Raw genomic sequence first — 25,642 nt, forward strand, 5'->3', positions numbered from 1 at the left:
ACGCCGACGGAGCCGGAGGACCTCCGGTTCCGCGTCGCCGCCCGATCGTGCCCCGCCGAGCGCCGGTCAGGACGACGACGCGCCCTCGGCGGGCAGCTCGGTGACGAAGTCGCGCAGCCAGCCGCGCAGCGCGGGACCGAGATCGTCGCGCTCGCTGGCCAGCCGGATGACCGCCTTGAGGTAGTCGAGCTTGTCGCCGGTGTCGTAGCGCCGGCCGCCGAAGACGACGCCGTGCACGGGCTCGCCGCGCTCCACGAGGGTGGCCAGCGCGTCGGTCAGCTGGATCTCGCCGCCGCGGCCGGGCGCGGTCTCCCGCAGGACGTCGAAGACCTCGGGGGCCAGCACGTAGCGGCCGATGATCGCCAGGCTGCTGGGGGCCTCCTCGACCGGCGGCTTCTCGACCAGGCCGGTGACCGTGACGACGCCCTCCTGCACGTCCTCCCGGATCGCGACGGCGCCGTACTTGTCGATGTTCTCCATGCCGACGTCGAGCAGCGCGATCACCGAGCCGCCGTGCTCGGCCTGGACTGCCAGCATCTCCTCGAGCAGCAGGTCGCGGGCGTCGATGAGGTCGTCGCCCAGGAGGACGGCGAACGGCTCGTCCCCCACGAACGCCGCGGCCTGCAACACGGCGTGGCCGAGCCCGCGGGCCTCGCCCTGCCGGACGAAGTGGACCTGCGCGACCTCGGTGGACTCGTGCACGGCGGCGATCCGGTCGGCGTCGCCCTTCTTCTCCAGGGCGGCCTCGAGCTCGGGCACGCGGTCGAAGAAGTCCTCGATGGCCGCCTTGTTGCGGCCGGTGACCATGAGCACCTCGCCGAGGCCGGCGCGCGCGGCCTCCTCGACGATGTACTGCAGGGCCGGCCGGTCGACGACCGGCAGCAGCTCCTTGGGCACCGCCTTGGTGGCGGGGAGGAAGCGGGTGCCCATCCCCGCGACGGGGATGACCGCCTTCCGGGCCGGGCGGCGCGCGAGGTTCGACATGCGGGCAGCCTAGCCAGCGCGGGCCGCTGAGCAGCACGAGCGACTGAGCAGGCGCTACCGACGGGTGACTGTCAAAGTTGCCTGATCCTCACCCCCGACGACGTGGGAGAGATCGTGTCGCCAGAAATCGTCACCATCCTCGCGCTGGTCGTGATCTTCGCGATCGCGACCTTCCTGCCGATCAACATGGGGGCGCTGGCGTTCGTCGCCGCCTTCGTCGTCGGCACCCTGTCGGTCGGGCTCTCCACCGACGACATCCTGGGCGGCTTCCCGTCCGGGCTGGTGCTCACGCTGATCGGCGTCACGTACCTGTTCGCCATCGCGCAGAACAACGGCACCGTCGACCTGCTGGTGCGCGGCGCGGTCCGGCTCGTGGGCGGCCACGTGGCGGCGATCCCGTGGGTCATGTTCTTCGTGACCGCGCTGCTCACCGCGATCGGAGCCCTCTCCCCCGCGGCGGTGGCGATCATCGCGCCGATCGCGCTGACCTTCGCCGCGCGGCACGGGATCAGCCCGCTGCTGATGGGCATGATGGTCATCCACGGCGCCCAGGGCGGTGGGTTCTCCCCGCTGAGCGTCTACGGCGTGACGGTGAACCGGATCGTCGCCGAGGAGGACCTGCCCAGCAGCCCGCTGACGATCTTCCTCGGCAGCCTGTTCTTCAACATCGCGATCGCCCTCGTCCTGTTCCTCGTGCTGGGTGGTCGGTCGCTGCTGGGTCGCAAGGTCGCCGCCGAGGGCGTGCCGCACACCGAGCACGCGCACGGCACCGTCGTCCGTGGGCACGGTGCGGCGCCCGGGCCCGCGGTGGGTGGCGACGACGACGAGCACATCCACCCGGACGTGCCGCAGCCCGTCCGGTTCGAGCAGATCCTGACCTTGATCGGACTGGCCACAGTCGCGGTCCTGGCGCTGGCCTTCGACCTCGACATCGGGTTCGTCTCGATCACCGTCGCCGTCGTCCTCGCGCTGTTCTCCGCGCAGCAGCACAAGGGCGCGGTGACCCAGATCAGCTGGAGCACGATCCTGCTGATCGCCGGCGTGCTGACCTTCGTATTCGTCCTGCAGGAGGCGGGCACGATCGACTACGTCGGGGACGCCGTCATCGGCCTCGGCGCACCGCTGCTGATCGCGCTGCTGCTGGCCTACATAGGTGGCGTGGTGTCGGCGTTCGCGTCGTCGACGGCGATCATCGGCGTCGCCATCTCGCTGGCCGTGCCGTTCCTGCTCGCCGGTGAGATCGGCGCCGTCGGCGTGGTGGTCGCCCTGTCCGTGGCCTCGACCATCGTCGACGTCAGCCCGTTCTCCACGAACGGCGCGCTGGTCCTGGCCAACGCGCAGGACGTGGACAGGGACCGCTTCTACAAGCAGATCCTGGCCTACGCCGGGATCGTCGTGGCCGCCGGACCGCTGCTCGCGTGGCTGGTGTTCGTCGTCCCCGGCTGGCTCTGAGCCGATATCCGTAGGCGAGGATCACTCCATGACTGGCCCCCTGGACGGCGTCCTCGTCGTCGACCTGACGCGAGCCCTCGCCGGGCCGCACGCCGCGATGATGCTGGCCGACCTCGGCGCCCGCGTGATCAAGGTGGAGAACCCGGGCAGCGGTGACGACACCCGCGGGTGGGGCCCGCCGTTCGTGGAGCCCGACGGCCGGGGCGGTGGGGCGGGTGGCAACGCCGCCCGGGAGTCGACCTACTTCCTGTCGGCGAACAAGAACAAGGAGTCGATCACCCTCGACCTCAAGGACGACGCCGACAAGGCGGTGCTCACCGAGCTGCTGCGCCGGGCCGACGTCCTGATGGAGAACTTCCGGCCCGGCACCCTGGCCCGCCTGGGCTTCGGCACCGACGTGCTGGCCGAGCTCAACCCGCGGCTGGTGACCCTGGCGATCAGCGGGTTCGGCCACGACGGCCCCGAGGGCGGCCGCGCCGGGTACGACCAGATCGCGCAGGGCGAGGGCGGGCTGATGTCGCTCACCGGGCCGGGGCCCGAGGACCCGCAGCGGGTCGGCGTGCCGATCGGCGACCTGCTGGCCGGGATGTACGGCGCCTACGGCGTGCTCGCCGCCCTGATGGAGCGCGAGCGCACCGGCCGCGGCCAGGTGGTGCGGACGTCGTTGCTGGCCGCCATCGTCGGCGTGCACGCGTTCCAGGGGACGGCGTGGACCGTGGCCGGGAAGGTCGGCTCCGCGCAGGGGAACCACCACCCCTCGATCGCCCCCTACGGCCTGTTCCGCTGCCAGGGCGGCAGCGTGCAGCTCTCCTGCGGGTCGGAGGGGCTGTGGCGCAAGCTCTGCGCCGAGTTCGGCTTCGACCCCGACGCCCCGGGCCTGGCCACCAACGGCGAGCGGGTGGGCAACCGGCAGCAGGTCATCGAGCTGCTCGAGGGCGCGTTCGCCTCCATCGGCCCCGAGGACCTGCTGGCCCGGCTGGCCGCGGCCGGCATCCCGGCGGGCAAGGTGCGCACGATCGACGAGGTCTACGGCTGGGACCAGACCCTGTCGCAGGGCCTGCTGGTCGACGTGGACCACGAGACCCTGGGCCGGCTCCAGCTGCCGGGGCCGCCCCTGCGGTTCTTCGCGCCGGGTCCGGACGGCGAGACCGAGACCACGCGCCGCGACCACGCCGCTCCCCCGGTGCTGGGTGCCGACGGCGACGCCATCCGCGCCTGGCTGGCCGCGACCCAGGAGGATCCCGCCCCGTGAGCGCACCGACCGACCGGCCCGCCCGACTCGACGCCCGGGGGCTGCGGGACCTGGTCCTCGATGCCGGTTCGTGGCAGTCGTGGGACTCCCCCATCCCGCCGCGCGGGGTGGGCGAGAGCTACGCCCGCGAGCTGGAGCACGCCGCGGAGAAGACCGGCCAGGACGAGTCGATCATCACCGGCGAGGGGCGGCTGCGCGGCCGTCGCGTCGCCGTCGTCGCCGGTGAGTTCGGCTTCCTCGCCGGCTCGATCGGGGTGGCCGCCGCCGAGCGGCTGATCTCCGCGGTCGAGCGGGCCACCGACGAGGGGCTGCCGCTGCTGGCCGCACCGGTCTCCGGCGGCACCCGCATGCAGGAGGGCACCGTCGCCTTCCTCCAGATGATCGGCATCACCGCGGCGATCGCCCGGCACAAGGAGGCCGGGCTCCCCTACCTGGTCTATCTGCGCAACCCCACCTTCGGCGGCGTCCTGGCGTCGTGGGGCTCGCTCGGTCACGTGACGATCGCCGAGCCCGGCGCCTCCATCGGCTTCCTCGGCCCGCGGGTGTTCGAGGCGCTCTACGGCGAGCCGTTCCCCGAGGACGTGCAGACCGCCGAGCACATGGCCGACCACGGGCTGATCGACGCCGTCGTCCCGCACGAGGAGATCGCCGAGGTCGCCGACCGCGCGCTGCGGGTGCTGGCCGCGCGGCAGACCTGGCACCACGACGTCGCCGGCGCCGAGCGCCCGACGGCCGAGGACGGCATCGACGCCGACGGGGCGGGCGGGGTCGACGGCACAGACGGGCGGAGCGCCTGGGAGGTCGTGACCGCGTCGCGGCGGGAGGACCGGCCCGGCGTGCGGCGGCTGCTGCGCACCGCGGCGACCGACGTCGTCGGCCTGTCCGGCACCGGCGCGGGCGAGAAGGACCCCGGCCTGCTCCTCGCGCTGGCCCGCTTCGGCGGCGCGCCCTGCGTGGTGCTCGGCCAGGACCGGCGCGGGCAGTCGATGTCCGCGCCGCTGGGCCCGGCGGCGCTGCGCGAGGCCCGGCGCGGCATGCACCTCGCCGAGCAGCTGCGGCTGCCGCTCGTCACGCTCATCGACACCCCCGGCGCCGCGCTGTCCCGCGAGGCCGAGGAAGGCGGGCTGGCCGGGGAGATCGCCCGCTGCCTGCACGACCTGGTGATCCTCAAGGCGCCCACCCTGGCGGTGCTGCTGGGGCAGGGCACCGGCGGCGGCGCGTTGGCGCTGGTGCCGGCGGACCGGGTGCTGGCCGCGGCGAACGGCTGGCTCGGCCCGCTGCCTCCCGAGGGCGCCTCGGCGATCGTGCACCGCAGCACCGACCGGGCCGACGAGATGGCCGCGAACCAGGGGGTCCGGGCCACCGACCTCTGGCGGAAGGGCATCGTCGACCGGGTCGTGCCCGAGCGGCCCGACGCCGCCGACGAGCCCATCGAGTTCTGCCTGCGGCTGGGGCGGGTGCTCGGCGAGGAGCTGGCCGGGCTGCTGGGCCGCGACGACACCGAGCGGTTCCGCACCCGGCTGCACCGGTACCGCCACCTCGGCCGCTGACGGCGGCGCACCGGGGTATTGCGCGCCCGAGGCGGGTTCTCCGCCCGGAAACCCGCCCCGGGCGCACACTCCCCCCGACGGCGGAGCCGGGTTCTCCTCCGCCGTCCCCGCTGGCAGGATCGCGATCATGGTCGGGACCCCCGCGGAGGCGCAGCGTTTGCGCGACCTCGCGCTGATGCGCCGGGTCCGCGACCGGATCGACCGGGAGTACGCGCAGCCGCTGGACGTCGAGGCGCTGGCCCGCGGGGTGCACGTGTCCAGCGGCCACCTCAGCCGGGAGTTCAAGCGGGCCTACGGCGAATCTCCCTACAGCTACCTGATGACCCGCCGGATCGAGCGGGCGATGGCGCTGCTGCGGCGCGGTGACCTGAGCGTCACCGAGGTCTGCTTCGCCGTCGGCTGCCAGTCGCTGGGCACCTTCAGCACCCGGTTCACCGAACTGGTCGGGATGCCGCCGAGCGTCTACCGGCGGGAGGCGTCCGGGGCGACGGCGGGGATCCCGTCGTGCCTCGCGAAGCAGGCCACCAGACCGGTCAGGAATCGAGAAGCGCCGGCGACCACGGCGTCCCTAGCGTGACCGGCATGGACATCACCATCCACCAGACCTTCCTCCCGGCCGACGACCCGGAGGCCGCCCTCGGCTTCTACCGGGACACCCTCGGCTTCGAGCTGCTCGACGACGTCGGCTACAACGGCATGCGCTGGCTGACGATGGGCGCGCCGGGTGGGTCCGGCACCCAGCTCGTCCTGTACCCGCCGACGGCCGATCCGGGCATCACCGCGGACGAGGGCCGCACCATCGCCGAGATGATGGCCAAGGGCACCTTCGCCTCGCTGATCCTGGCCACCAAGGACCTCGACGGCGTCTTCGACGCGGTGCAGGCCACCGGCGCGGAGGTCATGCAGGAGCCGGCCGACCAGCCCTACGGGGTGCGCGACTGCGCCTTCCGCGACCCGGCAGGAAACACCGTCCGCATCCAGGAACTGCGCTGAGAAGTCGTCGCCCGCGCAGTCACCACTGTCGGACACCGCTGATAGACACCGGGCGGGTCGCGCACGCGACCGGCCCGCACGGACGGAGACCCCCCGGATGAGCACACCGACCGAGCAGACGGCGCTGCACGCCGCCGACAGCCACGACCTGATCCGGGTCGTGGGCGCGCGGCAGAACAACCTCAAGGACGTCAGCGTCGACATCCCGAAGCGCCGGCTCACGGTCTTCACCGGTGTCTCCGGCTCGGGCAAGAGCTCGCTGGTCTTCGGCACGATCGCCGCCGAGTCGCAGCGGATGATCAACGAGACCTACAGCGCGTTCCTGCAGGGCTTCATGCCGAACCTGGCCCGCCCGGAGGTCGACGTCCTCGAGGGCCTGACGACGGCGATCATCGTCGACCAGGAGCGGATGGGCGCCAACCCGCGCTCCACCGTGGGCACCGCCACCGACGTGAACGCGATGCTGCGCATCCTGTTCAGCCGCTTGGGCGACCCGCACATCGGGCCGCCGACGGCGTTCGCCTTCAACGTGCCGACCCGCAAGGCCAGCGGCGTCATGAGCACCGAGAAGGGCGGCCGCGTCGAGAAGAACGTGGTCAAGGAAGCCGTCTACCAGGGCGGCATGTGCCCGCGCTGCGAGGGCATGGGCGCGGTCACCGACTTCGACCTGACCGCGCTGTACGACGACGGCAAGTCGCTGAACGACGGCGCGCTGACCGTGCCGGGCTACAGCATGGACGGCTGGTACGGCCGGGTCTTCTCCGGCGCGGGCCTCCCGATGGACACCCCCATCGCGCAGTACTCGAAGAAGCAGCTCGACACGCTGCTGCACGCCGAGCCCACCAAGATCAAGGTCGACGGACTCAACCTCACGTACGAGGGCCTGATCCCGAAGATCCAGAAGTCGATGCTCTCCAAGGACGTCGAGGCGATGCAGCCGCACGTCCGCCGGTTCGTCGAGCGGGCGATCACCTTCACCTCCTGCCCCGACTGCGAGGGCACCCGGCTCTCGGCCGAGGCGCGGTCCTCGCGGATCCGCGGGAAGAACATCGCCGAGCTCTGCCAGATGCAGATCAGCGACCTCTCGGCCTGGCTCCGCGACCTCGACGAGCCCGGCGTCGCGCCGCTGCTGGCCGGCCTCCAGCACACGCTGGACTCCTTCGTCCAGATCGGGCTGGGCTACCTCTCCCTCGACCGTCCGGCCGGAACGCTGTCGGGCGGCGAGGCGCAGCGAACCAAGATGATCCGCCACCTCGGCTCCTCGCTGACCGACGTCACGTACGTCTTCGACGAGCCCACCATCGGGCTGCACCCGCACGACATCGCCCGGATGAACGACCTGCTGCTGCGGCTGCGCGACAAGGGCAACACGGTGCTCGTCGTCGAGCACAAGCCGGAGACGATCGTCATCGCCGACCACGTGATCGACCTCGGCCCCCGCGCGGGCACCGCCGGAGGCGAGATCGTCTTCCAGGGCTCCGTCGAGGAGCTGCGGACGAGCGACACCTTGACCGGCCGCCACCTCGGCGACCGGGTGGCGCTGAAGCAGAGCCTGCGCTCGTCCACCGGCGCGATCGAGATCCGCGGGGCGGACCAGAACAACCTGAAGAAGGTCGACGTCGACGTGCCGACCGGGCTGCTCACCGTGGTCACCGGTGTGGCCGGCTCGGGCAAGAGCTCGCTGATCCACGGCAACCTGGCCAAGCGGGAGGACGTCGTCGTCGTGGACCAGGGCGCCATCAAGGGATCACGGCGCTCCAACCCGGCCACCTACACCGGGCTGCTCGAGCCGATCCGCAAGGCGTTCGCCAAGGCCAACGGGGTGAAGCCGGCGCTGTTCAGCGCGAACTCCGAGGGCGCCTGCCCGGCCTGCAACGGCGCCGGCGTCATCTACACCGACCTCGGCGTGATGGCGACGGTCGAGTCACCCTGCGAGGAGTGCGAGGGCAGGCGCTTCCAGGCGGCGGTGCTGGAGTACACCCTCGGCGGCAAGAACATCGCCGAGGTGCTCGCGATGTCGGTGACCGAGGCCGAGGAGTTCTTCGGCGCCGGCGAGGCGAAGACGCCGGCCGCGCACGCGATCCTCGACCGGCTCGTCGACGTCGGCCTCGGCTACCTCACCCTCGGGCAGCCGCTCACCACTCTGTCGGGCGGCGAGCGCCAGCGGATCAAGCTGGCCACCCGGATGGCGGAGAAGGGCGGCCTCTACGTCCTCGACGAGCCGACCACCGGCCTGCACCTGGCCGACGTCGAGAACCTGCTCGGACTGCTGGACCGGCTGGTCGACTCCGGCAAGACGGTGATCGTGATCGAGCACCACCAGGCCGTCATGGCGCACGCCGACTGGATCATCGATCTGGGCCCCGGCGCCGGCCACGACGGTGGCCGGATCGTCTTCGAGGGCACCCCGGCCGACCTGGTCGCCGACCGCTCGACGCTCACCGCCCAGCACCTCGCGGAGTACGTCGGCGCCTGACCTGCCGGAGTGCGGGAGAGGTCAGGCGTCGGTGTCGAGGGTGCGCACGACGCGGGCGGGGTTGCCGACCGCGATCGCGTTCGCCGGGAGGTCCTTGGGAACGACCGCCCCGGCGCCGACCACGGTGTTCTCGCCGATGGTCACGCCGGGCAGCACGATCGCGCCGCCGCCGAGCCAGACGTTGTCGCCGATGGTGATGGGCTGCGCCGCCTCCCACTTGTCCCGGCGGGGGCCCGGCTCGACCGGGTGGGTGGGGGTGAGCAGCTGGACGTTCGGCCCGATCTGGACGTCGTCGCCGATGGTGATGGCCGCGACGTCGAGGGCGACCAACCCGAAGTTCGCGAAGCAGCGGGCGCCGATGCGGAGATTGCTGCCGTAGTCCACGCGCAGCGGCGGGCGGATCTCGGTGCCCTCGCCGATCGCGCCGAGGAGCTCCGCCAGCAGCTGCTGACGCAGCGGGCCCTGGCGCACCGACGTCGCGTTGTAGGCGTCGGCCAGGTCGAGCGCGCGGGCGCTCGCCTCGGCGATCTCCGGGTCGTCGGCGAGAGAGAGGTCGCCGGCGAGCATCCGCTCGCGCATCGTGCGGTCGTCGGCTCCCGAGCTCGTGGTCCGACCGTACGGGCCGCGGGAGGGAGGATCGGGCGGTGATCCTGCCCGAGGTCCGCGACCCGCGCTTCACCACGATCCGCCGCGGCGGCACCCTGACCGACGCCGACCACCACTTCCTCGCGCTCTGGGCAGCGGAGTGCGCGGAGCACGTGCTGCCCCTCTTCGAGGCGGTCCGGCCCGACGACCCGCGACCGCGCCGGGCGATCGATCACGCCCGCGCCTGGGTGCGCCGCGAGGTCGGGATGATGCAGGCGCGTGCGGCGGGCGGTCACGCGATGGGTGCGGCGCGGGACCTGACCGGTGCGGCCCGGTTCGCCGCCTATGCCGCCGGTCAGGCCGGGGTGGTCGCGCACGTCGCGGCACACGAGCTGGGTGCGGCCGCCTACGCGATCAAGGCCGTGCGCGCGGCGGACGGCGAGGACGCGGGACTGGCCGAGTGCCGGTGGCAGCGCGACCAGTTGCCGGAGGCGGTCCGGGAGCTCGTGCTCTACGACCAGCGGCTGCGGAACGACATCTGCTGGTCGGCGTTCGACTGCTGAACCACCCGGCAGAGGTGACGCTCGCCCCGCTTCGTGGACGCCGGGCGGGCCCATGACGCATGATTGGCAGTCGACGGGGCCGAGTGCCAGCCCCGCGTTCCTCCGCTCGACCAGGGAGCCACCGCAGTGCCCACGTACCAGTACGCCTGCACCAACCCCGAGACCAAGCACCAGTTCGAGATCGTGCAGTCCTTCACCGACGAGCCGGTGAGCGAGTGCCCCGAGTGCGGCGCCGCCGTCCGCAAGGTCTACGGCTCGGTGGGCGTGGTGTTCAAGGGCTCCGGCTTCTACCGCACCGACAGCCGCAAGAGCAGCAGCTCCTCCGACGCCCCGAGCACCAGCTCGTCGTCGTCGCCCAAGGAGAGCTCGTCGTCGGGCAGCAAGGACAGCGGCTCCTCGTCGAGCAGCTCGACCACCGCGCCCAGCACCTCCGGCAGCTCGGCCAAGGCCGCCAACTGACCGGCTGACCGGCGGCGTCCACAGCCGCCGGTCCTCTCCACAGCTCTCCCCGGGACGGCGCTTCCGCCCCCGGGAGCGCGCAGGGTCGGCGCATGCCCCGTCTGCGCCGACCCCGCTCCCCCGCGCTGCTGGCCCGCCGCCTCGCCGCCGGCCTGCTGGCGGCCCTGGCCCTCGTGCTGGCGCTGCGCCCGGGGCCCGCGCCCGCCGAGGCCGCGGCGTCCGGCCGTCCGGTCGTGGTGGCCACCTCGGACCTGCCCGCCGGCACCCGGCTGTCGGCGCAGCACCTGGCCGTCGTCCGGCTCCCCGAGGACGCCGTGCCGTCGGGGGTCGTCGACCGCACCGAGCTCCTGCACCACCAGGTCCTCGCCGGCCCCGTGCGTCGCGGCGAGCCGCTGACCGACGCGCGGCTGGTCGGCGCCGGCCTCACCACCCTGCTGCCCGAGGGCCAGGTGGCCGCACCGGTGCGCCTCGCCGATCTCGCCGTCACCGCCCTGGTGCGCCCCGGCGACCGGGTCGACGTGCTGGCCACGACGACCGACACCGGCACGACGGAGCGGGTGGCCACCGGGGCCCTCGTCCTGGCCGCCCCCGGTTCCGCGGGGGACGACGACGCCGGCGCCGGGCTGCTGCTCCTCGCCGTCGACGACGCCACCGCGACGCAGCTGGCGACCGCCTCGGCGGGCGCGACGCTCACGATCAGCCTGCCGCCACCCTGACCGGTTGCGCGCAGTCGGCAGGGATGTGGCTGGATGGTCGGGTGCTCAAGGGCTTCAAGGACTTCCTGTTCCGCGGCAACGTCGTGGACCTCGCCGTCGCGGTGGTCATCGGCTCGGCGTTCACCGCGCTGGTGAACACCTTCGCCAGCTCGTTCCTGACTCCGCTCATCGGTGTCCTCGGAGGAGGCGGCCAGCTGGGCGGGGTGTTCGAGGTGAACCAGCAGCAGTTCACCTGGGGCGCCTTCGTCAGCCAGCTGATCACCTTCGTGCTGACCGCCGCGGTGCTCTACTTCGTCGTGGTTCTGCCGCTGCACCGGCTGCTCCAGCGCCGGGTGAAGGGCGAGGAGGCCGGCCCTGCCGCGCCGACGGAGACCGAGCTGCTGATCGAGATTCGCGACCTGCTCCGCGCGCAGCAAGCAGGGCTCGGCCCCGCCCAGGGACCCGACCCGAGCGAACGAGGGTCGGGGAGGACGGGGTCCTTCTAGTCGCTGCCCCAGTGCGGCGGCCGGTTCTCCAGGTAGCGCTGGTCGTCGTCGGAGACCGAGGGGCGCTCGCCCCAGCCGACGTCGCTGTCGTCGGGTGCGCGGTCCAGCCGCAGCGGCTGGGCCGGCGGCGAGGCCGGGGCCTCGGCGGGCAGCGGCTGGCCGAGCCCCTCGAGCACCACGGCAGAGGGAAGTGCGGCCAGCAGCGACCCGGGAACCGCGAGCTTGCTGCCCCGCGTGCCCGACCCGATCACCACGAGGTCGGCCGCGGCGACGGCGGCGTCGACGAGCACCGGCCAGGCGGCGGGCAGCCCCACCGGCGTGATGCCTCCGTAGGCCATGCCGGACTCCGCGACCGCCACGTCCTGCGGCGCGAACGACGCCTTGCGCGCCCCGAGCTGCCGGCGCACCAGCCCATTGACGTCGGCCCGCGTGGTGGCGAGCACCAGGCAGGCTGCCATCGTCGTCTCCCCCGACCGGCGGGCCGCCACCACGACGCAATTGGCCGACGCGGCCAGGGGCACCCCGTAGGCCTCCGTGAAGGCGGCGGTGTCGGCCCGCTCGTCGTCGATCTCGGCCACCCACGCCGCCCCGGTCAGCGACGGGAGCGCCGCGGCGACCGGCGGTCCCAGCAGGTCGGGCCGGTCGGCGGCCGGGAGCCAGGTCAGCGAGCCGAGCGAGGGTGCAGCGGGATCGGGCATGCCCCCGATCCTGCGGCACGCCGTCGCGCTCGCGCAGCGGGGGGCAGCGTGGCCGGATCCCGTCGAAGCGGGACACTCCTCCGGCTGTCGGCACGCGGGACGGAGCGGAAGGATGGCCGCATGATCGGTCAACTCCACTCCGTCGTGATCGACGCGCCCGACGCGCACGCCCTCGCCGGCTTCTACGCCGAGCTGCTCGGCATGGAGATCAGCAAGGGAGAGCCCGGCGACGACTGGGTCGTCGTCACCGGCGCCGGCTATCGGCTGGCCTTCCAGCAGGCACCCGACCTCCAGCCGCCGGACTGGCCGGATCCGAGCCGGCCGCAGCAGTTCCACCTCGACATCCGGGTCGCCGACGTCGAAGAGGCCGAGCCGAAGGTGCTCGCCCTCGGTGCCCGCGCGCTGCCCGGCGGCGGCGGCGACTTCCGCGTCTACGCCGACCCGGTGGGCCACCCCTTCTGCCTGGTCTGGGACGCCGCGTGAGCGCCGAGCAGCCGGTGGACCTCACGGCCGCGGGCGCCTTCGTCGCGGCGATGAAGTTCGACGTCGCCGAGGCCACCGGCACCCGGGTCACCGGGCACGTCGATCTCGGCCCGGAACAGCACACGCCGTGGGGCGTGGTCCACGGCGGCCTCTACTGCTCCGTCGTCGAGTCCGCCGCCAGCATCGGGGCGAGCCTCGCGGTCCGGGACAAGGGGCAGTTCGCCGTCGGCGTCAACAACACCACCGACTTCCTGCGCAGCGCCACCGACGGCCGGCTCGACGTGGTCGCCGAGCCGATCCAGCAGGGCCGCACCCAGCAGCTCTGGCTGGTCCAGCTGGCCCGCGAGGACGGCAAGCTCGTCGCGCGCGGGCAGGTGCGGCTGCAGAACGTGCCGCTGCCCGGCTAGCGCAGAACGGCGGGGTCGAGCGTCACCTGGAAGAGAGCGCGCGGGTCCTGGAGGGTCGCGGGCGGCCGGGCGGCTGCTCGCGGCACGACCCGGTCCCACCGCGCGAACCTCCGGTGCGGGAGCAGCTCGCGCCCCTGGAAGAGGTACTCCCCCACCACCTCACCCAGCAGCAGGCCGGCGCCGTGCTCGATCGGCAGCGCCACCGGGTCCCCGGGGCGCATCTCGTCGAGGAAGGCCGACAGCTGCCGGAGGTCCTTGGCCGGGCGACGACCGGAGATCTCCTTGGACAGCGCCCGGAGCTCCACGGGGGTCATGCCCTGCGCGTCGACGTCGATCCCCGACTGCGTGCCCAGCCCGACGACGCCGGCAGCGAGGCAGGCGCCCAGCTCGTTGTGGTTGCGCGGCCGGGCCACCCACACCCGCACACCCTCGGGGTCGGGCGCCGGCGGCACGTCGTCCGGACCGGGCCACAGGTAGGGGAGGTCGTCGGGCTCGGGGCCGAAGAGCTCGGTGAACCGGCCGCGGTAGAACTCCGGGTCCTTGGCGATCAGGTTCGACCGGTGCGAGAGGTGCAGCTCCTCGTTCCCGATCCACGAGGGCAGCAGCCCGGCCTCGGCGAGCTCCGACTGCGGCCGGCCGACGACGTCGGGCGCGAACTCGCCGATCTGCGCCTCGGTGCTGTCGGCGAACCCGCGCTCCCGCCACACGCGGGCCATCGCCAGGCCGTAGGCGACCAGCGCCGGCGTCCGGCCCTTCCACATGAGGACGGCGGGATGGCTGGCCCAGCCGTAGTCGGGCAGCTCGATCGCCCGCAGGATCTGGAGGGTCTCCACCCGCTGCTTGCCCAGGCGCGGGGAGTCCAGGAGCCGGGCGCTGTCGGCGAAGTCGGGCACCGGCACGAAGGTCTGCATCGCCGACCAGTCTCGGTCAGCGCTCGAGCTCGCGCAGTGCCAGCTCCCACCGCTCGCGCCGGGCGGCGTCGTCCTGCTCCCACCAGGCGGGCCCGCGCTCGCCCAGCCCGGTCTTCGCCAGCTGCACCCGCGCGCGGGCGGCGGCCACGGCGTGGTCGTCCCCCTTCGAGGTGCGCACGGCCGAACGCGCCACCCCCAGGTGGTGCAGCAGCCGGGCCCGCACGTCCTCGGGCAGTGCCGGGTCGGCGGTCCGCCACCGGCGGCCGTCGACGACGACGTACCGCCCGTCCGGCGTCCGCTCCGGGGTCACGCCGCGAGTCGCGCGGCCAGCTCGGGCAGCACCACGCCCAGCGGCGCGTCCACGCGGACGTCGGCCTTCGCGTCGCCCCGGGTAGGGCCGACGGTCACGATCGCGACCGGGATGCCCAGCTTCGCCGCCCGCAGCACGAACCGGTACCCGCTCATGACCGCCAGGGAGGAGCCGAGCACCACCAGGCTGCCGGCCTCCTCGACCATCGCGAAGCAGGAGTCCACCCGGTCGCGCGGCACGGTCTCCCCGAAGAAGACGACGTCGGGCTTGAGCGGGCCGGCGCCGCAGGCCAGGCAGTCGACCATCACGAAGCCGTCGAGGACCTCGTCCGGCAGTTCGGCGTCGCCGTCGGGGTTGATCTCCTCGACCCGCGGCCAGAAGTGCGGGTTGGCCGCGTGCAGCCGCTCGTCCAGCTCGGCGCGACCGGCGACGTCGCCGCACCCCAGGCACACCGTGCGGTCGAGCCCGCCGTGCAGCTCGACGACGTCGCGGGCGCCGCCGGCCTGGTGCAGCCCGTCGACGTTCTGCGTGATCACGCCGCTGAGCAGCCCGACGGCCTGCAGCGAGGCGACGGCACGGTGCCCGTCGTTGGGCCGGGCGTCGCGCATCTGCCGCCAGCCGACGAAGCTGCGCGCCCAGTAGCGGTGCCGGCCGGCCGGATTCCGGGTGAAGGTCTGGTAGGTCATCGGGGTGTGCCGGCGCAGGCTGCCGGTGGCTCCGCGGTAGTCCGGGATGCCCGAGTCGGTGGAGAGGCCGGCGCCGGAGAGCACCAGTGCGTCGCCATCGGCGACGAGGTCGGCCAGCGCGTCGAGCGCGGCCGCCGTCCCCGGGACGGCGGGAGGAGCGACTGTCACGTCTCCATGGTCCCTGCCGGAGGCCGCTCGTGCCGCCGGCCGGAGGGACCGACTCTCCACAGGCACGCCGACCCCGGACTTCGGGAAACGGCACGAGCCCTTATTCTCTGCCCCGACGCGCGAGGAGGCGGGGGCATGCCCGATCTGAAGCTGAACACCACGGAACTCCGGGAGACCGGTGCCGCGCTGCGACTGCTGTCGGTGGAGCTGAGCGAGGCGGAGAACATCGTCGAGGCCTACGCCGACGACGTCGGTCACCCCCGCCTGGCCCACACCCTCGACGAGATGCAGGGCTCGTGGGACGACCGCCGCAACGATCTGCGCGACGGCATCGACGGGCTCGGCGAGGTCGTCGAGGAGGCCGGGAAGGCGTTCGAGGAGATCGAGCGCCACCTGGTCGCCGCACTGGAAGGCGAGTGATGGGCCGGCCTCGCGACTGGTCGCCGGTGGGCTGGTCCACCGACCCGACCCCGGGAGATCCCGACCGGGTCGCCGACCTCGCCCTGCGCTACCGGCGCACCGCCGAGGCGGTGGCGACGGCGTCGACCAACCTCGGGCGGATCGGCAACGGAACGGCGTACGAGGGCCAGGGCGGCGACGCGCTGCGGGAGCGCACCCGCGACCTCTCCGAGCAGGTCGGGCAGCTCCACGACCGGTACGACGCCGCCGCCGATGCGCTGGAGGCCTACCACCCGCAGCAGCACGCGGCCCAGGTGACGGCGGACGCCGCCCTGTCCCGGGCCCGCCAGGCGCTCGAGCTCCAGGAGTCCGCCCAGGGCAACCTCGACCGGCTGGAGAACACCCCCGCCGTCGCCGGCGAGCCGGAGGACCCGACCGTCACCGCCGGTCGCAACGCGGCGCAGCGCGATCTCGAGCACGCGCGCTCGGAGCTCCAGCGGGCGAAGAACGACGTCCAGCGGGCGCACGACGACCAGCACGCGGCCGGGAACCGGGCCGCCAGCAGCCTGCAGGCCGCCATCGACACCGACGACCTCAACGACAGCTGGAAGGACAACGCGCTGGGCGTCGTGAAGAGCATCGCGAACGTCGCCAGCGCCATCGCGGCGATCGCCGGCGTCCTCGCGCTGCTCCTCAGCTGGGTGCCGATCCTCGGTCAGGTGCTGGCGGCGGTCGCGCTCGTGGCCACGGCGGTCTCGCTGCTCTGCAACGGGTTGCTGATCATGAACGGCAAGGACCGGTGGGACCAGCTGAAGAGCGACATCCTGGGCCTCGCGCTCTTCGGGGTGGGGCGACTGTTCGGAGCCCTCGCGAAGACGTCGTCGCTCGCCACCCGGAGCCGGGCCTGGCAGAACGCCCGCAATGTCCTGGCCGGCACCGGCAACCACGCCTCGCGACGAGCCGATGCGTGGACCCTGATCGGCGGCCCGATGCGCGCCGCCGACCGGGCGCACGGGACCACCAGCTTCGCCGGGCACCTCGCCGGCGGGGCCAGGGAGGTGGCGCGCGCGCCACGGCAGGTCGTGACCGAGGCGATCTCGGCCGTGCGCAACGGCCGGGCGACGTGGGTGGACGACTTCCAGCAGGCGCGTTCCGCCTTCACCGGGGGGCAGTTCTGGCGGAACGGCGTGGCCCCGCAGCTCGGCGTCACGGCCGACTACCGTGCGCTCTCGGCGGTCGACGACGTCCTGCTGAACTCCGGCGCCGCCCGGAGCACGTACCTCGGCGCACGGGCCACGACGGCACTGACGGGCGCGACGACCCTCACCGGGACCGTCGTCGACGGGTTCAGCGCCTCCGAGGCGCTCGCCCCGGACCCGTCGATGGGGACCTTCGACGCACCGGCCTCCGGACTCCCCGAGGGCTTCGTCGCTCCGTCGTCCGACATCCCCCCGACCCCGGTGGCCCGGTGACCCGCGCCGGCACGATGGTGCGCCTGCGATCCGCCGGCGCCGACGACCCGCGCGTCGCGGCCGCGACCGTCACCGCCCGCCCGGGCGAGGTGGTCCTCGAGCCCGCCGGCGCGGAGCAGCGCGTCCTCCGGGTCGGCACCGACGTCGTGGCGGTCCGCTGGGACGCGGCCGACGGCGGGGCGGGACGGGCGGCGTTCCTCGGCCCGGACAAGGAGGCGGTCGCAGTCCTCGAACTCGGCCACTGGACACCTCCGTTGGTCAGGGTGGCGCCGCAGTGCCGCGGCGGGTCGGAGGACCCGGTGGAGTGGACGGGGCTGCAGCAGCTGGCCGCCACGGCCGGCCTTCCGCTCGAGCGCGGCCGGATCGAGGCGAAGGTCGACTTCTGGCCCGCGGCCCCGCGCGTCGCCTTCGCCACGAAGGTCAGCATGACGATGAGCCTGCTGGGCGTGCTGTGGTTCGTGGCCTTCCTGCTGACCGGTTACCTGCCCGACCCCCGTCTGGCACCGGCCGCCCTGGCGCTCACCACGATCTGCGCCGCGGTCCTGTGCGTCGAGCAGGCCCTGCGGCGCCGACGCGGTCTGCGCGTGCCGGCCGGGGACGACGTGAGCCCGCGACCGTCGGTCCCGGTCAGCCGGAGGTTCCGCCGGGTCGCGCGCCTGGTGCTCACACCGGCCACCGGCCCGGTGGACGTGCTGGTCGTCCGCGACCGCGAACGGCGTCAGACCTGGCTCGACGGGCCGAACTTCCCGCTCGGCGCGCAGCGGGCGGTGGTCGTCACGCCACCGGGAGCCGACCGGCCCGAGCGCGTGGACCTGCTCGACGGCCTCGGCCGTGCGGTCGTGCGGTTGCCGTGGGAGCAGTGGTTCGGCGACGACGACGGGCAGCTGGACGTGTTCCGCCGCCGAGGAATCCCCGTCGAGCGGGCTGTCGCACCCGGCCTCGGCCGGGCGGCGGAGCTGCTCCTGGTGCCGCGATCCGGAGGGCTCCCGCTCGACACCTTCGAGTTCCCGGGCGGCCTGGGGCTGAGGAACGACGCCAGCCTGGCAGCGGGGGTGGGCATCGTGCCGCTCGTGGTGGCGCTCCGGGGCTACGAGTCGACGCCGACCCTGCTGCTCGGACTGGTGAACTGCGTTCTGCTCTTCGGACCGGTGCTGGCCCGCGCGGCGGCCACCCGCTGGCTCGACGTCGCGCGGTGACGTCCTTCACCGCGCGGCTGGCGCTTCCCCTGGGGTGGTACGAGCTCTCACGCGACGATCCTGACGCCTGGATCGCCGGCATCCTGGAGCACGTGCTCTCCGGCGCCGACGAGGCCGAGCGGGAGGCGGTGGCCGACGAGCTGATCGACGTCACCTACCTCGACGACGTGACCGGTTCGGTCGAGACGCTCGTGCACGGCCGCGCCGAGGCGCCCCACCTGCACGCCGTGCTGCTCGTGTTTCCCGTCCGACGGAGCTCGTGGCTGCGCCGCGGGCCGGCCGCGTACTCGGGTCCGTTCCACCGGGCGATGGCGCGCACCGGGCACCCGGTGGAACAGGACCGGGTCGAGGTGGCCGGCGGCCCCGCGGTGCGGCTGCGCGGAGCCGTGCCCGACGAGCTGGAGCGGCTCACCGAACAGGTGCTGCACGTCGTGGTGCCGCCGAGGGCACCCGGGGCCGTGGTGCTGCGGATGCAGTGGCCGCAGCACCACCCCGACGCCTCCTCGCTGGCGGACATGGCCGACGGGATCGCCCGCGACGCACTCGTGGAGGTGTGGTGACCGCCGCGCAGAACCGGCTCGGCCTCGTCGTCCCCGAAGACTGGTGGCGGCTGCCGCTCACCGACGACGCCGCCCTGCGCCGGGCCGTCGACACCGCGGTGGCCCGGCAGTTCCGCGGCGTCGACAACCAGCCCGTGCTGCGCCGGGAGTCGGCCGAGGCCCTGCTCGAACGTGCGCGGCGGGCCCGCGCGGGCGGTGGCGTGGACATGTACCTCAGCCTCGACCCCGTCGCGGGCGTTCCGATCGGGGTGAGCCTCGTCGTCAGCCTGATCCCACAGCCTCCGGACCTGCCCACCCTCGAGGCGGTGGCCCGCGACATGACCGACGACGAGGCCCGCCCCGTGCTGGTCGACCTCGGCGGGAGCCGGGCGGTGCGGCGGCAGCGCGTGCAGGCGCTGGGCCACTCCGAGCTGGGGGTGCCGGCGGGACAGGAACTGCTGCTCGTCGACTACACGTTCGAAGGCCCCCGGGGGACGCTGCTGCTGCTGTCGTTCTCCAGCCCGCTGGTCGTGGTGGCCGACGCGCTGGCGGAGCTGTTCGAGTCCGTCGCCCACACGGTCAGGTGGTCGGCATGACCCGCGTCGACGTAGACCTGCCGGCGGGCCCATGGGTGCAGGTCCCGGTCGCCGGGGACCTGGGGCAGTGGGCCGAACGCACCGCCGACGAGCTGTGCGCCGACCGGGAGCCGCCGGGGCCGCTCGCCGCCGAGCTGGCCACCATCGCCGAACGCCTGCAGCCGCTGGATCCGCTGGCCTGCGCCGTCCTGGTGCCCGAGACACTGCCGCAGACGATCGTCGGGGTCCTCGTCGTCCACCAGGTGGCCTGCGCGGAGGACGCCGATGCGGTGCTGGCCGAGCTCGCGGCGGAGTCGGCGGCCGACATCGTCTCCCCCGAGCTCACCCGGGCCGACCTGCCGCTCGGTCCGGCAGCCCGGCGGCACGGGGTGAACGCCGCGGCGGACGGCACCGTGGTGGAGACCGTCGAGCACGTCGTACCGCTGGGCCGCGGTACCGGGCTGCGCATCGACCTGTCCTGGGGCGCCGTCGCCCTGGGCCCGGAGCTGGTCGCCCTGGCCGACGCGGCGGCCGCAGGCCTGCGGCTCACCGACGGCTGACCTCGCCACCGCCGCGTCCGGCTACCTGAAGGCGTCCTTGACCTTCTCGCCCGCCGCCGGCACGCCGCCGCTCACGCCGTCGTCTGCGCGGTCTCTCCCGCGGGCTGCGGGAAGAGCCGGCGCAGCACGTCGGACAGGGTCACGACGCCGATCACCGCGTCGGCGTCGCGGACGACGGCGAGGTGGTTGCGGGTCTCCCGCATCGCCTTCAGCGCCGCGTGCACGGAGGTGTCGGCCTCGAGGGCGAACACCGGCCGGGCGAAGGGCGCCGCCGACGCGGAGTCGGCCGCGGTGAGCGTGTCGCGGACGTGCACGACGCCGCTGATCTCCTCGCCGTCGACCGCGCCCAGCAGGATCCGCAGGTGCCCCGATGCCTGGGTGAGCGCACGGACCTCGCCGACGGTCGCGGCCGAGCGCACACCCGTCGGCCGGGACACCGGCCCGACCATCTCGCGGATGGTGAGCCGCTCGAGCTCCAGCACGCCGGCGATCTGCGCGGAGAAGCTCGCGTCCAGTGCGCCGACGTTGGCCGAGTGCTCCACCAGGTGGCGCAGCGTCTCGGGGCTGTGCCCGACGGCGAGCTCGTCGGCCGGCTCGACGCCGACCGCGCGGACCAGCCGGTTGGCCATGGCGTTGAGCAGCCGCAGCAGGGGCCGGAACACCAGCATGAACCCGCGCATCGGCACGGCGAGCAGGGTGGCCGAGCGCTCCGGATGGGCGATCGCCCACGACTTGGGTGCCATCTCGCCCACCACCAGGTGGATGAAGGTCACGACCAGCAGAGCCAGCACGAAGCCGACGACGTCGGCCGCGACCAGCGGCAGGCCCCAGGTCTCGAACAACGGCGTGAGCCAGTGGTGCACCGCCGGCTTGCTGATCGCGCCCAGCGCCAGCGTGGCCGCGGTGATCCCCAGCTGGGAGCCGGCCAGCAGCAGCGTCAGCTCCGCGGAGTTCCGCAGCGCGGCCCGGGCGGCGCGGCTGTCGGGAGCAGCCTCCTCCAGGCGGTGCCGCTTGGCGGCCAGCGCGGCGAACTCCACGGCCACGAAGAACGCCGACAGCGCGACGATCACCACGGTGGCGATGACGACCACCAGCGGGTCGTCGCTCATCGGGTCTCCTCCTGGACGATCGCCGGGTCGGCGTCCGGCATGCGGTCGGGCAGCTCGAGGCGCACCCGGGAGGGCACGTGCCGCTCGACGGCGAGCACGTGCACGTGCAGCTGGCGCGGAGCCGGCTCGTCGGCGAGGACGAGGTCCCCGGGATCCGGCGGCAGCTCGATCGCCAGCGACGTCCCCGGCGGGGGCAGCGAACCGGCGGCGGCGATGACCAGCCCGGCGATGGTCTCGTAGTGCCCGCGCGGGAGGTCGACGCCCAGCGAGCGCTCGACCTCGTCGACGTGCACGTCACCGGGCATCTCCCAGACGCCGTCCCCCTCGATCGGGACGTACTCCGGGTGATCGGCGTCGTGCTCGTCGGTGATCTCCCCGACCAGCTCCTCGGCGAGGTCCTCGAGGGTGATCACGCCGGCGAAGCCGCCGTACTCGTCGAGCACGCAGGCCAGCTGGTTCTCGGTGTCGGCCAGCTGCTGCAGCGCGTCGGGCAGCGACGTGTAGGTGGAGACGACCAGCGGCTCGCGGGCGATCGCGGTCACCGGCACGGTGTCGGGCTTCGTCGTCGTCAGCACGTCGGCCAGGTGGACCACCCCGACGACGTCGCCGGTCGCGCTCTCCAGCACCGGGTAGCGGGAGTGGCCGCTGGCCATGAGCTCGCGCAGGTGGCCGATCGTGTCGGTCTCGGCGACCGAGCCCACCCGCGGGCGGGGGATCATCGCGTGCTCGACGTGCTGCTGCGGGAAGTCGAGAATCCGGTCGACCATGATCGACAGCTCCGCGGGCAGGTCGCCGCTCTCCCGGGAGTCCTCGACGATGTGCTCGAGGTCGCGGGCGGTGGCCGCGTGCTCGACGTCGTGCACCGGCTCGATCTTCAGCGCCCGCAGCAGCAGGTTCGACGCCTGGTCGAACACCCAGATCAGCCAGCCGAACACCTTCAGGTAGCCGACGGTGGAGACGGCGAGCCAGAGGGCGACCGGTTCCGGGCGCGAGATGGCCAGGTTCTTGGGGAAGAGCTCGCCGAACAGCATCTGGACGACGGTGGAGAACAGCAGCGCCAGCACCGCGCCGACTCCCAGGCTCACCGCCGTGGGGATGCCGACATCGCCGAGCAGTGCGCCCAGCGACTGACCGATCAGCGGCTCGGCCACGTACCCGACGAGCAGCCCGGTGACGGTGATGCCGAGCTGAGCCCCGGACAGCATGAAGGACGTGCGGCGGGTGACGCCCAGCGCGCGCTTCGCGGCCGTGTCACCCGCTTCGGCGCGGGCGGCGAGCGTGGCCCGGTCGACCGCCATGTAGGCGAACTCCTGAGCCACGAAGTACCCGGTCACCGCGGTGATGGCCAGCACCACCAGCAGTCCGAGCAGCAGGGAGAGCACTTCGGTCACCGGCCACGCACCCCCTCAGCGGACTGGGTGGGCGTGGCCTCGGGACTGTGATACGGGCTCATGGCTCTCTTCGACGATGCGGACGGGCCGGGTCGGCTCAACGGCACAACGGTAGAGGGGCCGTCCACGTTCCCGGGCTCCGGACGACGACCGACGCCCGGGCCTACCCTGGACGCCGTGACCAGCGCCCCCGACGAACCGATCGTCCGGCCGGCTGCGCACCGCTGGCTCTGGTACGCCCTGGGCGGCGCACTGCCCCCGCGACACAGCAGCTGGGTGCTGTTCGACACCACCACCCGCACCTGGGGGCTGCGCCACGTGGCCCGGATGCTGGTGCAGATGGCGGTCCCGATCGCGCTGGTCATGATCTTCCTGCCGGCTCCGCTCGGCCTGCGCGTGGCCGTCTGCGGCGGCGGGATCTTCCTGGGGCTCATCTACTCGCTGGCCTACATGCCGGAGACGACGGAGACCCGGGTGATGAAGGCGGGCTATCCCGCCGGCACCGCCACCGCCGTCCGTGACCGCGCCGGTCAGCAGCGGGACCTGCGGGACAGCGAGCGCCGACGGGCCGCCGCCGCGAAGCGCGCCGCCCGCTACCGGGAGCGCACCGGCCGTTGAGCGGCCTCCGGGCTCATCGCTCCGGGACGATGACCGCCGGGCTGTCCGCGACGTCGGGGGGAATGCGGTTGGGGCCCGCCTCGGCGGGGCGGAGCCGGTCCTGGCGGTGCAGCCGCACGGCGACCAGCGCCACGTCGTCGTCGGTCCGCTCCGGCAGCATCCGGACCAGCAGCTCGTCGCACAGCTCGTCCAGATCGCGGTCGGCCAGCTCCTCGAGAGCCTGGGAGAGCCGGCCCAGCCCCTCGTCGAGGTCCTGGTCGCGCCGTTCGATGAGCCCGTCGGTGTAGAGCACCAGCGTCGAGTCCCAGGGCAGCGTCACCTCGAACTCGCGACGTCGGGCGGTCTCGTCGACACCGAGGAGCAGGTCTGCCCGCGGCCCGGTCAGCGGCGACACGGAGCCGTCGGGGGCGATGACCATCGGGGGCGGGTGGCCGGCGTTGGACCAGCGGACCGTCGTGCGGCCGCGCCGCGCCTCGTCCTCGCTCTGCTCCAGCCGGATGACGACGGCGGTGGCGGTGGTGTCCAGCTGGAGCGTGGTCATCGCCTCGTCGACGCGGCGCAGGATCTCCGCGGGCCCCGCGCCGGTCGTCACCGCGATGGCCCGCAGCATCGACCGGATCTGCCCCATGGCCGCCGCGGCCTCGACGTTGTGCCCGAGGACGTCGCCGACGGTGATGATCGAGGCGCCGCCGGACTGCAGGAAGGCGTCGTACCAGTCACCGCCGACCTGCGCGGTCTCGGCCGCCGGGGTGTAGCGCACCACGACCTGCACATGGTCCGGCTGCGCCGGCGCGGTCAGCAGCGACCGCTGCAGCCCCTCCGCCAGCTGGGTCTGCTGGCGGTAGAGGCGCGCGTTGTCCAGGGCCAGGCCGGCCCGGCCGGCGATGTCGGCCGCGGTGGCGAGGTCCTCGGAGGTGAGCGACCCCCGGCCTGCCCCGTTGAACAGGCTCAGGAGACCGACGGTGCGCCCCCGCCCGCGCAGCGGCAGGGCGGCGAACGACTCCGGCGCCAGCTCGCCGAGCAGCTCCTGTGCCGGACCGGGCGCCAGCACCTCGCGGATGCTGGCGGCCGCGTCGCGGTCGAGGACCACCGGCCGCCCCGTGCTGAGCGCCCGTGCGACGAAGGAGGTGTCCGAGAGCGCCGGGATCCGCTCCCGGGCGTAGGCGGCGGCGACCGGCAGGAGCTCGGGGTCGCTGTGCGACCAGCCCACGTCTCGCAGCCCGTGCCGGAAGCCGTGGTGCTGCTCGTCCCCCACGAGGGTCACCAGGCACCAGTCGGCGAGGGCAGGGACGACCAGCTGCGCCAGGCGGGCGACCGCGACCTCGGCGTCCAGGGTGCCGGTCAGTTCGGCACTGACCCGCTCCAGCAACTCGCTGCGCCGCTGCAGGCGCACCCGGTTGGTGATGTCCAGGAAGTAGAGCGCGACGCCGTGCGGCCCGGGGACCGCCCGGACCTCGACCCAGACGCTGAGCGGCTCGGGGTAGTAGGCGTCGAAGACCACCGGCTGCCCCGTGGCCGCGGCCCGACGGTAGTTGTCCTCGAACTCCGTGCCGAGCGTCGCCGGGAACGTCTCCCACAGCGAGCGGCCGAGCATCGCGGTGCGGGGCAGGCCGGCGATCCGCTCGGCCTCGGTGTTCACGTGCGTCATCACCCAGTCGCGGTCCATGGCGATGAACGCCACGGCCAGGCCCTCCAGCAGCTCCGCGGTGCGCTGCATGGGCTCCCGCTGGGCGGTGGTCTCGCTGGCGACGCCGATCAGCCGCCGTCGGCCGTGGTCGACGACCACCCGACCGCGGGCGGCGACCCACCGGCGCCCGCCGTCGGCCGGCACGATCCGGTACTCCGACTCGTAGGAACCGCCCGTGGCGATCGCTTCCTGCACGCGCGTGATGACGTCCTCGACGTCGTCGGGGTGGACGTGGGCGTACACGTCCTCGGCCCGCCCGCTGAACGAGGCCCGGTCCAGGTCGGAGAGCTCCAGCAGCCGGTCGTCGAGGACGAGCACCCCGCTCTCCAGATCCAGGTCGAAGGCCCCCACACCCCCGGCCTCGGCCGCCAGGTCCCACCGGGTGCGGTCCGCGCGCCGGTCGGCGCTGACCGCGGCCAGCTCGAGCTCGGCGACGACGGCGCGCGCCAGCTGCTCCAGCACCGACACGTCCGACGGCGTCCACTCCCGAGGGGCGGGGTCGAACACGCACAACGCACCGATCGGCTGCCCGTCGGGGCCGACGAGGGGAACCCCGAGATAGGAGCCGACGGCGCCCGACCTGACCGGCGGCAGCGCCGAGACCCGCGGGTCGCTGCCGGCGTCGGTGACCAACAGCGGGGCGCCGGACCCCGCCGTCACGGTGCACAACGAGTCCTCCCGCGGCGTCCGGCTGCCCACCGCGCCCGGGGACAGCCCCGTGCCGCCCACGACGGTCTGGACGTCGGAGAGCAGCGAGACCTGGGCGGACGGGACGTGCAGCAGGCGGGCGGCGAGATCGGTGACGCGGTCCAGCGCCGTCCGGTCGGCCGTCGAGGTCCATTCCTCACCGGTGCGTGCCGTCTCGCCCGCTCCGGGGGAACCGGGCCCGCTGGTCAGCACGGCCCCAATCTAACGAAG

28 protein-coding genes are annotated in these 25,642 nt (G+C 73.8%); 19 read left to right on the forward strand and 9 right to left on the reverse strand.

The window, feature by feature from the left end:
* Window positions 1-66 precede the first annotated feature (66 nt).
* Complete coding sequence (locus tag LBW97_RS06475; RefSeq protein ID WP_224498587.1) at window positions 67-984, reverse strand: UTP--glucose-1-phosphate uridylyltransferase; 918 nt, start codon at window positions 982-984, stop codon at window positions 67-69.
* Between the two features lie 114 nt (window positions 985-1,098).
* Between LBW97_RS06475 and LBW97_RS06480 the strand changes: the two genes are divergently transcribed.
* From LBW97_RS06480 to LBW97_RS06505, 6 genes are all read left to right on the forward strand, one after another.
* Complete coding sequence (locus LBW97_RS06480) at window positions 1,099-2,436, forward strand: SLC13 family permease (protein WP_224498588.1); 1,338 nt, start codon at window positions 1,099-1,101, stop codon at window positions 2,434-2,436.
* Window positions 2,437-2,464: 28 nt separating this feature from the next.
* Complete coding sequence (locus LBW97_RS06485; protein WP_224498589.1) at window positions 2,465-3,688, forward strand: CaiB/BaiF CoA-transferase family protein; 1,224 nt, start codon at window positions 2,465-2,467, stop codon at window positions 3,686-3,688.
* Entirely contained in the window at window positions 3,685-5,238 is a 1,554-nt protein-coding gene (locus LBW97_RS06490) for a carboxyl transferase domain-containing protein (RefSeq protein ID WP_224498590.1), read from the forward strand. The genes LBW97_RS06485 and LBW97_RS06490 overlap by 4 nt, the downstream gene beginning before the upstream one ends.
* A 127-nt stretch (window positions 5,239-5,365) precedes the next feature.
* Entirely contained in the window at window positions 5,366-5,815 is a 450-nt protein-coding gene (locus LBW97_RS06495) for a helix-turn-helix transcriptional regulator (protein ID WP_224498591.1), read from the forward strand.
* Window positions 5,816-5,820: 5 nt separating this feature from the next.
* Entirely contained in the window at window positions 5,821-6,231 is a 411-nt protein-coding gene (locus tag LBW97_RS06500) for a VOC family protein (RefSeq protein WP_224498592.1), read from the forward strand.
* A 97-nt stretch (window positions 6,232-6,328) separates the two neighbouring features.
* Window positions 6,329-8,707: an excinuclease ABC subunit UvrA gene (locus LBW97_RS06505; protein WP_224498593.1), complete on the forward strand. Its 2,379-nt coding sequence runs from the start codon at window positions 6,329-6,331 to the stop codon at window positions 8,705-8,707.
* 21 nt (window positions 8,708-8,728) lie between these two features.
* On the opposite strand, the gene LBW97_RS06510 is transcribed toward LBW97_RS06505, so the two are convergent.
* On the reverse strand, window positions 8,729-9,286 hold the full coding sequence (locus tag LBW97_RS06510; protein ID WP_224498594.1) for a sugar O-acetyltransferase: 558 nt from the start codon (window positions 9,284-9,286) through the stop codon (window positions 8,729-8,731).
* Between the two features lie 65 nt (window positions 9,287-9,351).
* Between LBW97_RS06510 and LBW97_RS06515 the strand changes: the two genes are divergently transcribed.
* From LBW97_RS06515 to mscL, 4 genes are all read left to right on the forward strand, one after another.
* Entirely contained in the window at window positions 9,352-9,855 is a 504-nt protein-coding gene (locus LBW97_RS06515) for a putative immunity protein (protein ID WP_224498595.1), read from the forward strand.
* Window positions 9,856-9,981: 126 nt separating this feature from the next.
* Window positions 9,982-10,314, forward strand: coding sequence for an FmdB family zinc ribbon protein (locus tag LBW97_RS06520; protein WP_224498596.1), 333 nt, complete (start codon window positions 9,982-9,984; stop codon window positions 10,312-10,314).
* A gap of 92 nt (window positions 10,315-10,406) precedes the next feature.
* Complete coding sequence (cpaB, locus tag LBW97_RS06525) at window positions 10,407-11,030, forward strand: Flp pilus assembly protein CpaB (protein ID WP_224498597.1); 624 nt, start codon at window positions 10,407-10,409, stop codon at window positions 11,028-11,030.
* A 41-nt stretch (window positions 11,031-11,071) separates the two neighbouring features.
* Entirely contained in the window at window positions 11,072-11,515 is a 444-nt protein-coding gene (mscL, locus tag LBW97_RS06530; protein WP_224498598.1) for a large conductance mechanosensitive channel protein MscL, read from the forward strand.
* Here mscL and LBW97_RS06535 read toward each other — a convergent pair.
* The gene (locus tag LBW97_RS06535; protein ID WP_224498599.1) at window positions 11,512-12,213 is read right to left on the reverse strand and encodes a YbaK/EbsC family protein; all 702 of its coding nucleotides are present in this window, start codon (window positions 12,211-12,213) and stop codon (window positions 11,512-11,514) included. The two genes, mscL and LBW97_RS06535, sit on opposite strands and share 4 nt — an antisense overlap.
* 120 nt (window positions 12,214-12,333) lie before the next feature.
* Here LBW97_RS06535 and LBW97_RS06540 point away from each other — a divergent pair, with 120 nt between their 5' ends.
* The gene (locus LBW97_RS06540; RefSeq protein WP_224498600.1) at window positions 12,334-12,696 is read left to right on the forward strand and encodes a VOC family protein; all 363 of its coding nucleotides are present in this window, start codon (window positions 12,334-12,336) and stop codon (window positions 12,694-12,696) included.
* Window positions 12,693-13,103 carry a PaaI family thioesterase gene (locus tag LBW97_RS06545; RefSeq protein ID WP_224498601.1) on the forward strand — a complete coding sequence of 137 codons (411 nt, stop codon included), beginning with the start codon at window positions 12,693-12,695 and terminating at the stop codon, window positions 13,101-13,103. Before LBW97_RS06540 ends, LBW97_RS06545 begins: the two co-directional genes overlap by 4 nt.
* On the opposite strand, the gene LBW97_RS06550 is transcribed toward LBW97_RS06545, so the two are convergent.
* Genes LBW97_RS06550 through LBW97_RS06560 form a run of 3 tightly spaced genes read right to left on the reverse strand, consistent with a single transcriptional unit; the run spans window position 13,100 to window position 15,178 of the window.
* Complete coding sequence (locus LBW97_RS06550; protein ID WP_224498602.1) at window positions 13,100-14,014, reverse strand: MSMEG_6728 family protein; 915 nt, start codon at window positions 14,012-14,014, stop codon at window positions 13,100-13,102. The two genes, LBW97_RS06545 and LBW97_RS06550, sit on opposite strands and share 4 nt — an antisense overlap.
* A 16-nt stretch (window positions 14,015-14,030) precedes the next feature.
* Complete coding sequence (locus LBW97_RS06555; protein ID WP_224498603.1) at window positions 14,031-14,324, reverse strand: biopolymer transporter Tol; 294 nt, start codon at window positions 14,322-14,324, stop codon at window positions 14,031-14,033.
* On the reverse strand, window positions 14,321-15,178 hold the full coding sequence (locus tag LBW97_RS06560) for an NAD-dependent protein deacetylase (protein ID WP_224498604.1): 858 nt from the start codon (window positions 15,176-15,178) through the stop codon (window positions 14,321-14,323). Before LBW97_RS06560 ends, LBW97_RS06555 begins: the two co-directional genes overlap by 4 nt.
* 135 nt (window positions 15,179-15,313) lie before the next feature.
* Between LBW97_RS06560 and LBW97_RS06565 the strand changes: the two genes are divergently transcribed.
* The 6 genes from LBW97_RS06565 to LBW97_RS06590 are packed head-to-tail and all read left to right on the forward strand — an operon-like array spanning window position 15,314 to window position 19,919.
* Entirely contained in the window at window positions 15,314-15,598 is a 285-nt protein-coding gene (locus tag LBW97_RS06565) for a hypothetical protein (RefSeq protein ID WP_224498605.1), read from the forward strand.
* Window positions 15,598-17,049 carry a putative T7SS-secreted protein gene (locus LBW97_RS06570; RefSeq protein WP_224498606.1) on the forward strand — a complete coding sequence of 484 codons (1,452 nt, stop codon included), beginning with the start codon at window positions 15,598-15,600 and terminating at the stop codon, window positions 17,047-17,049. The genes LBW97_RS06565 and LBW97_RS06570 overlap by 1 nt, the downstream gene beginning before the upstream one ends.
* Window positions 17,046-18,245: a hypothetical protein gene (locus LBW97_RS06575; RefSeq protein WP_224498607.1), complete on the forward strand. Its 1,200-nt coding sequence runs from the start codon at window positions 17,046-17,048 to the stop codon at window positions 18,243-18,245. Before LBW97_RS06570 ends, LBW97_RS06575 begins: the two co-directional genes overlap by 4 nt.
* Window positions 18,242-18,805 carry a hypothetical protein gene (locus tag LBW97_RS06580; protein ID WP_224498608.1) on the forward strand — a complete coding sequence of 188 codons (564 nt, stop codon included), beginning with the start codon at window positions 18,242-18,244 and terminating at the stop codon, window positions 18,803-18,805. The genes LBW97_RS06575 and LBW97_RS06580 overlap by 4 nt, the downstream gene beginning before the upstream one ends.
* A complete protein-coding gene (locus tag LBW97_RS06585; RefSeq protein ID WP_224498609.1) occupies window positions 18,802-19,380 on the forward strand; it encodes a hypothetical protein in 579 nt (192 codons plus the stop codon). Before LBW97_RS06580 ends, LBW97_RS06585 begins: the two co-directional genes overlap by 4 nt.
* Entirely contained in the window at window positions 19,377-19,919 is a 543-nt protein-coding gene (locus LBW97_RS06590) for a hypothetical protein (protein WP_224498610.1), read from the forward strand. Before LBW97_RS06585 ends, LBW97_RS06590 begins: the two co-directional genes overlap by 4 nt.
* 71 nt (window positions 19,920-19,990) lie before the next feature.
* On the opposite strand, the gene LBW97_RS06595 is transcribed toward LBW97_RS06590, so the two are convergent.
* Entirely contained in the window at window positions 19,991-21,028 is a 1,038-nt protein-coding gene (locus LBW97_RS06595; RefSeq protein WP_224498611.1) for a hemolysin family protein, read from the reverse strand.
* Window positions 21,025-22,419, reverse strand: coding sequence for a hemolysin family protein (locus LBW97_RS06600; RefSeq protein ID WP_224498612.1), 1,395 nt, complete (start codon window positions 22,417-22,419; stop codon window positions 21,025-21,027). Before LBW97_RS06600 ends, LBW97_RS06595 begins: the two co-directional genes overlap by 4 nt.
* Before the next feature lie 177 nt (window positions 22,420-22,596).
* Between LBW97_RS06600 and LBW97_RS06605 the strand changes: the two genes are divergently transcribed.
* Window positions 22,597-23,037: a DUF5313 family protein gene (locus LBW97_RS06605; protein WP_224498613.1), complete on the forward strand. Its 441-nt coding sequence runs from the start codon at window positions 22,597-22,599 to the stop codon at window positions 23,035-23,037.
* A gap of 13 nt (window positions 23,038-23,050) precedes the next feature.
* On the opposite strand, the gene LBW97_RS06610 is transcribed toward LBW97_RS06605, so the two are convergent.
* Window positions 23,051-25,624, reverse strand: a complete 2,574-nt coding sequence (locus tag LBW97_RS06610; protein ID WP_224498614.1) for a SpoIIE family protein phosphatase — start codon at window positions 25,622-25,624, stop codon at window positions 23,051-23,053.
* Window positions 25,625-25,642: the final 18 nt, after the last annotated feature.

Source organism: Blastococcus sp. LR1, from assembly GCF_020166105.1.
Classification (GTDB): Bacteria; Actinomycetota; Actinomycetes; order Mycobacteriales; family Geodermatophilaceae; genus Blastococcus.